The sequence below is a fragment of the Solibacillus sp. NPDC093137 genome (assembly GCF_050280445.1).
GTDB classification, from domain to species: Bacteria; Bacillota; Bacilli; order Bacillales_A; family Planococcaceae; genus Solibacillus; species Solibacillus isronensis_B.
This window is the reverse complement of sequence record NZ_JBNNVH010000007.1, coordinates 160,678-170,542: the sequence shown is the minus strand read 5'-3', so window position 1 is coordinate 170,542 and position 9,865 is coordinate 160,678. Positions and strand designations below refer to the sequence as shown.

Here is a 9,865-nt window from a genome sequence, read left to right as displayed (position 1 = left end):
GATCCAACTTCGTTAGAAGTTGAAATCTATTGTTTGCTTCATTTAAGAAGCTTGTTTCATTAACGTTGCTTGTTCAGTTTTCAAGGTTCATTGTGTTTCGTTTGTCGCTTCATCTCTTGGCGACCTACTTATAGTATCACCCCCTTGTTATATCCGTCAACACTTTTTCATAAGTTTTTTATATAATCTTGTTTAAAACTAATTGAAAGTGGGTAGTAAAGCATGTACAAAACGTTGGTATCACTGGTTTTATGCTTATTTTTAGTTTTTATTTATTTTGATGATAAAAATAGTATTTCCCCTGTATTTCAATTAACAGAAGCCCCTGCAGTCATCACAAAAGGTCAGTTTGGGCAAAGTTTAATCATTGAGTTAAGTTATTCCCATAAAGGTTTTGAGGACTGGGTTAAAAATCTCCGTGAACCATATCCGCTAATCTTGGCTGATAGTGACTGGTTGTTACGAAGTCCCGAATTGGTAAAGATGCTGAGGGAAAAAAATATTCGTGTCGGATTGCTTGGTTCTAATAGTGATCAATACGAAGATAAGAATCTATTAAAAAAAGAAATTGCAATCTATGAAAAAACGTTTTACAAAAAACCACTTTGGTTTGCGACCGCCGATTATAAAGTCGATACTTCCATGCAAACTGCTTTGCATGAGCTGGGAATCAACATCGTTGCTCCGACTTATACGTTTCCTATAGAAGAAAGCAAAATTCCTGAAGGTTCATTTGTAAGTATTCCTCTCCATCGAGACAAGGAAGTTTCTTTTGAAGATATTAATAAATTTATAAAAGCGCATAATTTCCTATCTATTGAACAAAATATATTTGGCTATGAAATTTCTACAAAGCGTTATCCTTAAGTTTGAAGAATCTACTATATAACTAAAAAAAGGGCTGACACGAAATTTTTCATTTCTGTGATCGCCCTTTTTTTATGCTTTTACAGTTTTAGTTGTTTCTTTTCGCGCTTTGCGACGCTCTTCCAATCGTTTTCGATCTTCTTCTGATTGTGCATTGTATTTTGGCAGCATTAAAATTTGGTACGCATTAACGGCTACTAATGGGAATAATAATAGTGCGACATATACATCAATATTATCTTGTCTTCCCATTAAAGCAATGATCCATTCCAATGATGTAATAACAATCATGAAAAACAATGTTGAGATCAACACATGCGGTTTTTGCGTCATTTTAATTTTTTTAATTGCTGTCCATATAGCCGTACCGACTAATACTGCGAGCAAGAAGCCATAAAAAACCCAATCTCCAGCCGCATTTGCTCCTGGTGCAAAACGGAAAACAATAATATCCACTAACACGATAATTATTAATAAGATTTGAATCCAATTCCAAAGTGTTAACGTTCTAAATATATTGACCCCGACTTGATGTAATGTTAAATAAGCGAAAAAGCCTGCTTGTGCCATTACACTCATCGTCATCCCTAATACGATATTCCAAACTAATGCAGCAAGAAATTCTGAGATTTCCCCATTCGCTAAGTATGGCTGGTAAAAGTCCCAACGAATAATTAACGAGGCAACTGCATTAACTAAACCACCGATTACTAATGCCCAAAAAGCAAACTTCACCCAGTTTCGTATCGTCACGAACAAATTCCCCCATTTTTTAATATATCTTGTATATTTTATCAATTTGATTTGAAAAAAGCGACCTCTCTTAAAAGATGTTACATATAATCAGTAAAATTGTGAACAATAAGCGAAAGCGCATAAATGAAGAAAGGACGTGAGAAAAGTGAAACGTTTAATCATATTAGCCTTTTCCCTCATTCTCCTTGCCGGTTGTAATGATGCCAAATCGACGACATTATCTTATGATGAAGTAAAGAAAATTATGGTCGATGCCATTCAGACAGAGGATGGGAAAAAAGCAATTCGCCAAATGTTTGAAGATAAGAATTTTCGGGAGTTGCTTATTTTAAATACCGAAGAAGTTAAAAAAGCGACTGAAGAGACAATGTTATCAAAAGATGCAATGGATTTTTGGATTAAAACATTCGAAGACCCGAAATTTAAAGAAACATTCGCAAAAAGTATGCAGGATCAGCAGGAAGATTTAATGAAAAACCTACTGAATGACGCGAGTTACCAAGAATCTCTTACGTCTTTCTTCGGTCAGCCGGATATGCAAAAGCAGCTTGAAAGCATTATGAAAGGTGCTGTTATGCGAAAAGAGCTGGAGAAAATCGTAATGGAAACAATCGAAAATCCGCTTATGCAGACAAAATGGCAGGAGCTCATTAAGAAAAGCGGTGAAGCTTCATCCGAGAAGGGTTCTGGTTCGGGGTCTGAATCCGGATCTGGCTCAGGGAAGGATAGCGGCGGCGGTAAAGACAGCGGTGGAGGCTCATAAAAAAACAACCAGTCGTCTCATTGGGACAACTGGTTGTTTTTTTGTTATTTATTTAATTCTGAAATAATTTCTTCAGCAATTTGTAAATAGATTTTACCTGTTGGATGCGATTCTGCATATACAGAAGGTGCGAAGTCTTCCTCTGTCCAATCTGGTTGTCCTAACGGAATTTGACCAAGTAATTTTGTGCGCAGTTCATCAGCCAGCTTCGGACCGCCGCCTTGACCAAATACAAATTCTTTTTCGCCTGATTTGCTTTCATACCAAGCCATATTCTCAATAACACCAAGGATCTCATGATTTGTTTGTAATGCCATCGCACCTGCACGGGCTGCTACGAAAGCGGCTGTCGGGTGAGGTGTTGTCACAACAATCTCTTTTGAAGACGGCAGCATTTGGTGAATATCAAGAGCTACGTCTCCTGTTCCTGGTGGTAAATCTAATAGTAAATAGTCTAAATCGCCCCAATCTACATCGCGGAAGAACTGGTCCAATACTTTCCCAAGCATCGGTCCGCGCCATACGATTGGTGCATTGTTTTCAACGAAGAATCCCATAGAGATAACTTTTACACCAAGACGCTCCACCGGATAAATACGGTCATCCTTTACGACCGGCATTTCTGTTACACCCATCATGTCCGGTACAGAGAAACCATAAATATCAGCATCGATTAAACCTACTTTTTTGCCTAGGCGTGCTAGTGCAACTGCCATATTTACAGATACCGTCGATTTCCCTACTCCGCCTTTACCTGATGCAATTGAAATAAATTGTACGCTTGATAAAGGTGATAAAATATCTTGTGCTTCTGCTTCGGTCGCTTGTCCACGGAATGATTGCAGTACTTCTGCCGGTAGCTCTTCAAAACGAATCCCAACGGAAGCCGCGCCATTTTCTTTTAACACTTCAACAATTTTCATTTGAAGTGTCATTTGTTCAGGCGTATTAGTTTTTGCAATTGCAATACGAACACTAACATGCGCTTTTTCTGCTTTAATCGAAACGTTTGTTACACCTTTTGTTTCTGCTAGTGATTTATGTAAAAACGGATCTTGTAGTTCTCCTAATAGTTCTCGGACTTGTTCCTCATTTAACATATCAAACACTCCCCTGAATGAAATTACATTTGTTAGTATATCATAATCGATTCGTATTGTTATTACATGTTGCCTACTCGTATTTTACATGAATATAATTTTCAATTCCGCGTGCAATCGCAAATGCCATTTTTTCCTGATAGCTGTCATTTGCCAGTAAATCACGCTCTTCCTCATTACTTAAAAATCCTGTCTCTACTAATACAGCCGGTTTTTCAATTTTCTTTAATAAATAAACATTTTTAATTGCCAGAGCTTCGCGTTCCGTATTTTCCATCGTCTCTCGAATTGATTGCTGAACAGCCTGTGCGAGTGCCTGGCTTTTCTCGTGTCCAGTGTGATGGTAAAACACTTGCGCGCCTCTCCACTTGCTATTTGGGATTGCATTTGCATGAATCGTAATGAATAGATCCGGTTCCTGTGATTCTACTAACGTTTCACGTAAAAAAATGTCCTGTTTTTTACGCTCACGAAGTGTAGGAAATGTCTCACTTGGTGCATGTTCACTTAATACATCCCCATCTGTTGAACGTGTTAATACTACTTCTGCCCCTAAACGTGTCAATTGACGAGCTACTTTTTTTGTAATTGCCAGTGTCACATCTTTTTCGATTACCTCTCCATTTGAAGCACCACCATCAACTCCTCCATGACCAGCATCTAATACAATCTTTACCCCACCTAATGGCTCGGGTAAAAAAAATCGCCGGTCGGATGCGTTCGTTTCATATACAACGACAAGCATCGAACAAAAAATTACGAATATGAGTGCAAGCCAACGTTTCAAAAAAAACACCGTCCTTTTTGCCTACTATACGCAAAAGGACGGTGGAATATTCACCTCATCATTGAGACAAAAGCTGACGTTGTAATGTTGCATAAAAACCTTGTTTATTCATTAAAGAATGATGATTTCCTTGTTCTAAAATCCGGCCATCTTTAATGACAAGAATCTGGTCTGCATTTTCAATCGTTTTAAGACGGTGTGCAATGACAAAACTCGTACGCCCTTCCATCAAGTTGTTCAAGCCTTTTTGAATATGCACTTCTGTCATCGTATCAACACTTGAAGTTGCTTCATCCAAAATTAAGATGTCGGGATCTTCTAGAATGGCACGGGCAATCGCTATAAGCTGACGCTGCCCCTGACTTAAATTTAAGCCCCCGCTTGTCAGCACAGTATCGTACTGTTCAGGCAAATACTTTATAAAATTATGTGCATATGCAATTTTTGCCGCTTGTTCAACTTCATCATCCGTTGCATGGAGCTTACCGAAACGAATATTCTCACGTACTGTTCCTGAAAACAAGTACGTATCCTGCAGTACGACTCCGACATGATCCCGAACATTCGTCATCTTGTAATGTTCAATTGGTTCGCCGTCCAATAAAATCCGGCCGCCTGTCGCATCATAAAATCGGGTTAATAGCTGAATGATTGTCGTCTTCCCTGAACCAGTCGGACCAACAATGGCAATTGTCTCTCCCGTTTTTGCTTCAAAATCAATTCCGTGTAATACAGTCTTGCCCGTTTTATAAGCAAACTGAACGTTTTCGAACTTTACATCACCACTATACTGTTCTTTCTCTTTTGCATTTTCAATATCCGCTACTTCTTTTGCTTCATCCAGCACTTCAAAAACACGTTCGGAACCCGCAATAGCCGATTGGAACGTATTGAGCAAGTTCGATAGCTGATTGATCGGTCGGAAAAACTGACGGGTATACGTAACAAATGATGCGATTACACCGATTGTAAGTCCGCTTGTTATAGCCATGATTGCACCAACACCTATTACAAGACTTAAACCTAAGTTGTTCATAAAGTTATTGATTGGACCCATGAAACCAGAAATAATATCGGCTCGCATTGCTGAACCGCGCAATCGCTCATTGGCTTCTTTAAACTCCGCGAGCGTTGTATTTTCCTGACCGAAAAGTGTGATAATATCCGCGTTCGAAATGGTTTCTTCAATATAACCATTCAAATTACCCAAATCCCGTTGACGCGCCTTATAGTTTACGCTGCTTCGCTTAATAATCTGCTTTGTCGCATATACGATGAGCGGGATAATGATGAGCGTTACTAGCGCTAATCGCCAATCTAAATAAAAGAGTGCAAAGGCCGTTCCGATTATCGTTAAAAAACTTGAAACAATTTGTATAACACTTTGTGACAATGCCGCATTTAAATTTTCGATATCATTTGTCATCCGGCTCATTAAATCGCCTTGCTGCTTTTTATCGTAAAAGGCGAGCGGCAATGACTGATACTGCTCAAACAGCTGTTGTCGCAACCGGCGAATTGTCTTCTGTGAAACACGTATCATGACAAAGGTTTGAAGCCAAGTGAGTACAGACGACGCGATATAGACACCGGCTAAAATAAGTGCCATCCGAATCGCCCCTGGAACATCAAGCTTCACAATATAATCATCGATTATTTTCCCGATTAAAAATGGGCCGACTAAGCTTAACAATGTACTAATAATAACGAAAATAACAACACTAATCAGTTCTACCTTTTGCACGCGTAAATAGCTCCAAATACGAAGCAATGTTTCTTTTTGATTTTTTGGCTTCACAACCGGACCTGTAAAGCGCCCCCCTGGATGCCTCATTGGTACAGGCGGTTCCCCTTGTTGTTTATTCACTTAAGGTCACCCCTTTTTCTGCCTGTGTTTTTGCCATTTCTTGATACAATATACTTTCCTGCAATAGTTGCTCATGTGTTCCTTGTGCAGCAATTTTCCCGTCGTCCATTACAAGTATTTGATTGGCATGACGAATGGAAGAGATTTTGGACGAAACAATTACTTTTGTGGCATCACTGAACTGTTCTTCAATCGCACGTTGAATTGTTTTTTCAGAAATACTGTCAACCGCACTTGTCACATCATCTAAAATTAAAATACTCGGTTTCCGGATAAAGGATCTCGCCATTGCCAAACGCTGCTTTTGCCCACCGGACAAGTTTGTCGCCCCTTGTGTGAGCAAATGTTCTGTCCCTGCATCCAGTTTGTCGATAAATTCCTTCGCGTTTGCTGATTGCAATGCCTGTAAAATTTCCTCTGACGTTGCATCGGATTTTCCGTAGCGTAAGTTGTCGGCAATCGTTTTCGAAAACAATGTCGCTTTTTGTGGCGCAAAACCGATCGACTGGCGTAAATGTTCCAATGAATAGTTCTCGATCGGTAACCCGTCAATTTTTACGACACCACTGTCAGGATCAAACAGGCGGGGAATCATTTTAACTAATGTCGATTTCCCGCTACCTGTCATTCCGATAATGCCGACCGTTTCTCCCGCATTCGCGTGGAAGCTAATGTTTTTCAATACAGATTCTGTTTCTTTTAAATAGGAGAAGTTTACATTTTCGAAACTAATACTTCCCTGAATTTCTTTCGTCTCTGGTTCAGATGGACTTGTTAAGTCTGTTTTCTCTTCCAGCACTTCTACGATTCGCCCCGCGCTTGGTATCGCACGTGCCAGCTGTACAAGTACCATTGAAGAACTCATCAGCCCTTGCATGACCATCATTAAATAGTTGATAAAGGCAAGAATAACCCCCACTTGTAAGGTATTGTTATCTACTTTGATCGCACCCATCCAAAGTGCTGCTACAATACCTAAATTCACGACAAACATCGTAAGCGGCCCAAGTACGCCTATAATTTGATCGGCTGCCATACTGCGCTTCATCAGCTGTGTGTTCACTCCGGTAAACTGCTCAATTTGATGATTTTTCCGGTTGTAAGCCTTAATGACCCGAATACCTGCCAAGTTTTCCTGGACTTTCGTATTTACAACATCGACAACCTTTTGCACTTTATGAAAAAGCTTGCCGGATAGTGCTGTAAAATAGTACATGCAAAATGCCAAAATCGGCACAACGACCAACAAAATCGGAAATAACTCGCGCGCTGTAATAAAGACAATGACAATGGCCCCGATAAACATCATTGGTCCACGGACAAATATTTTTAATAACATCGTTAGTGCACGCTGAAGCATTTCCATATCACTTGTTAAATTCGTAACAAGCTTTCCGAGCGTAAATTTATCTTTACTGCTATTTGAAAAATACGTAATCGTTTCATATAAATCATGACGTAGATCGGTTGAAAAGTTAACGGCCGTCCGTGATGCATAAATCGAACACCCTATCCCGCCAATTAAGCCGATTACGGATGTCGCTATCATTAGCCCAAACATTTTCACAATATATGACGTATCATTTTGAGCAATCCCCTCATCGATAATATGCTGTAATATTGTAGGTTGCAGTAAATCCATGCTTACCTCAATAACCATCATTACGGGAGCGATGATCGCAAATAGTATATATGGCTTAATATATTTTGAGAGTTTCCATACTGCCTGCATTAAACAAGTTCACTTCCTTATATTGTGAAAAATTATTCCTCTTCTGTTGCCTGTGTTTCTTCCAATAATTCATTCAACTGAAACAAGCCTACAAAATCATTCATAATTGCTTCGGTCGCTTTCAGTTCTCCAGCAATTACAGGATGAATCGATTGCAACTCAGCAGACTCCAGCTGTTGTTTCAATGTTGAACGTTTCGTTTCGAGTTGACGGTAAAACTCCAGCGCACGCCCGCGCCTGAAAGTTTGGGCACCCTTTGAACGGCGATTACCATGCTCTCCTTCTCCTCGAGGTCTCCCTCTACCTTCTGATCTCACATTTTTCACCCACCCTTTTTGAATACTATTGTATACTAATGTATACAAAAATACTACTGTGGACAAAGTATTTAGGAGAAGTACTTTTCTCAAACCCTTTTATTTTGTTTGTCCATTAAATATCGTTACTATGAAAAAAAGCAGTTTTATTAAAGGGGTACATAAAATGAAAAATGTGACGAGCGATATTATACAATTTAGAGGATCGCATTATGAGTTTGGTATATATCAGGGAGAGCTTTTAAAGAATTCTCCTCTGCTTTCTAATAGAGAAGAACTTTATAAAAAATTGGATCATAGATTTTCTATAGATAAATCATATGTTAAACAACTTTTAGCACGTTTCGGTCCAGGAATTGAAGAGGAAATTGAAGGCCTCGCTTATACACTTGGTTATAAGGAAGAGCAGGCTTTACTTCATTATGGTGGATATTATGCCGCACACAAAAAAAGCGGATGTTCTATTACGACAAGTCCTTCTTATATGATCCGCAACTATGACAATGACCCCGAAAGCTATGATGGACGTTTTGTGTTATATGAACCAACTGACGGTGGCTACGCGACACTCGGACCTTCCATGCAAATTACAGGGCGCATGGATGGTATGAATGAAAAAGGACTCGTTGTTGGTTATAACTTTGTAAATACGAAAAACAGTGCGGATGGCTTTGTATGCAATATGATCGGGCGTCTTTTACTGGAGCGTTGCGCAACTGTTGAAGAGGGAATTTCATTACTAAAAAATATTCCCCATAAGCATTCATTTAATTATGTATTACTGGATGCGGAGCAAACGATGGTGGCAGTAGAAGCATCTCCACGCAATGTAGCCGTACGGGACGCAACTGCCTGCACGAATCACTTTAAAGTCCTGACAGACGAAAATCGGTATCGAACGGAGGATTCCTTAACGCGTGAACACATTATTTCGAATGCCCAGGCAAATCCGCTTACTTTTGAAAGTGCGTTTAAATTAATGAATGGTATCGAAAATGGTGTCTTTGCGACAAAATACGGAGCATGGGATGGTACACTTCATACGGTTGGCTATGTACCAGCTGAAGGTAAATGTATTTTTGCTTTAGGTGGGGATGCGTTGCCTGTAGTGTTTGATTTTAAAGCGTGGCTAAGTGGAACTCACCTGCCTCTCTCAAAAATTAAAGGCAAACTTCATGCAACAAACGGCTTTGCAAATGAATAATGAAAAAACCCTTTCTCGGAAAAATTCCAAGAAAGGGTTTTGTAATTTCGCAAAATAGTAATCGTAAAGATTAACGTTTTGAGAACTGAGGTGCACGACGAGCGCCGCGTAGACCTGGTTTTTTACGCTCTTTCATACGTGAATCACGAGTTAATAGACCCGCTGATTTTAAAGCTGGGCGGAAGTCTGGATCAACTTGTAATAATGCACGTGCGATACCGTGACGGATTGCTCCAGCTTGACCTGTGAATCCACCACCGTTTACGTTAACGTGAACGTCATATGAACCTTTAGTTTCTGTAGCTACTAATGGTTGGTTGATAATTAAGTGTAAAGTTTCGTATGGTAGGTAATCTGAAACATCACGGTTGTTGATTACTACTTTACCTTCGCCTGGTACTAAACGTACGCGAGCAGTTGAGCTTTTACGGCGACCTGTGCCGATGTATTGTACTTGTGCCAAAGTTATTTC

Annotated in this window: 10 protein-coding genes; 3 read left to right on the top strand and 7 right to left on the bottom strand. The window is 39.6% G+C overall.

Annotated elements, in window-relative coordinates:
• Positions 1-222 precede the first annotated feature (222 nt).
• Entirely contained in the window at positions 223-867 is a 645-nt protein-coding gene (locus tag ACQKN3_RS18105; protein WP_427713769.1) for a hypothetical protein, read from the top strand.
• A gap of 72 nt (positions 868-939) precedes the next feature.
• Here the strand turns inward: ACQKN3_RS18105 and ACQKN3_RS18100 are convergent, their stop codons facing one another.
• Positions 940-1,620, bottom strand: coding sequence for a KinB-signaling pathway activation protein (locus ACQKN3_RS18100; protein WP_251690836.1), 681 nt, complete (start codon positions 1,618-1,620; stop codon positions 940-942).
• A gap of 148 nt (positions 1,621-1,768) precedes the next feature.
• On the opposite strand from ACQKN3_RS18100, the gene gerD reads away from it, so the two are divergent.
• Positions 1,769-2,386, top strand: coding sequence for a spore germination lipoprotein GerD (gerD, locus tag ACQKN3_RS18095; protein ID WP_339263356.1), 618 nt, complete (start codon positions 1,769-1,771; stop codon positions 2,384-2,386).
• A 44-nt stretch (positions 2,387-2,430) separates the two neighbouring features.
• Here gerD and ACQKN3_RS18090 read toward each other — a convergent pair whose 3' ends face one another.
• The 5 genes from ACQKN3_RS18090 to ACQKN3_RS18070 all read right to left on the bottom strand — a co-directional run bounded on the left by ACQKN3_RS18090 (position 2,431) and on the right by ACQKN3_RS18070 (position 8,189).
• Entirely contained in the window at positions 2,431-3,486 is a 1,056-nt protein-coding gene (locus tag ACQKN3_RS18090; RefSeq protein ID WP_251690838.1) for a P-loop NTPase, read from the bottom strand.
• A 73-nt stretch (positions 3,487-3,559) separates the two neighbouring features.
• Positions 3,560-4,273: an N-acetylmuramoyl-L-alanine amidase gene (locus ACQKN3_RS18085; protein ID WP_251690839.1), complete on the bottom strand. Its 714-nt coding sequence runs from the start codon at positions 4,271-4,273 to the stop codon at positions 3,560-3,562.
• A gap of 58 nt (positions 4,274-4,331) precedes the next feature.
• On the bottom strand, positions 4,332-6,140 hold the full coding sequence (locus ACQKN3_RS18080; protein WP_427713764.1) for an ABC transporter ATP-binding protein: 1,809 nt from the start codon (positions 6,138-6,140) through the stop codon (positions 4,332-4,334).
• A complete protein-coding gene (locus tag ACQKN3_RS18075) occupies positions 6,133-7,872 on the bottom strand; it encodes an ABC transporter ATP-binding protein (protein ID WP_427713761.1) in 1,740 nt (579 codons plus the stop codon). Before ACQKN3_RS18075 ends, ACQKN3_RS18080 begins: the two co-directional genes overlap by 8 nt.
• 32 nt (positions 7,873-7,904) lie before the next feature.
• A complete protein-coding gene (locus ACQKN3_RS18070) occupies positions 7,905-8,189 on the bottom strand; it encodes a 2-keto-3-deoxygluconate kinase (protein WP_427713758.1) in 285 nt (94 codons plus the stop codon).
• A 166-nt stretch (positions 8,190-8,355) separates the two neighbouring features.
• On the opposite strand from ACQKN3_RS18070, the gene ACQKN3_RS18065 reads away from it, so the two are divergent.
• Positions 8,356-9,393 carry a C45 family autoproteolytic acyltransferase/hydolase gene (locus ACQKN3_RS18065; RefSeq protein WP_427713756.1) on the top strand — a complete coding sequence of 346 codons (1,038 nt, stop codon included), beginning with the start codon at positions 8,356-8,358 and terminating at the stop codon, positions 9,391-9,393.
• Between the two features lie 70 nt (positions 9,394-9,463).
• Here ACQKN3_RS18065 and rpsI read toward each other — a convergent pair whose 3' ends face one another.
• Positions 9,464-9,856 (bottom strand): 30S ribosomal protein S9, encoded by a 393-nt coding sequence (gene rpsI, locus ACQKN3_RS18060; protein ID WP_251690844.1) that lies wholly within the window; start codon positions 9,854-9,856, stop codon positions 9,464-9,466.
• Positions 9,857-9,865: the final 9 nt, after the last annotated feature.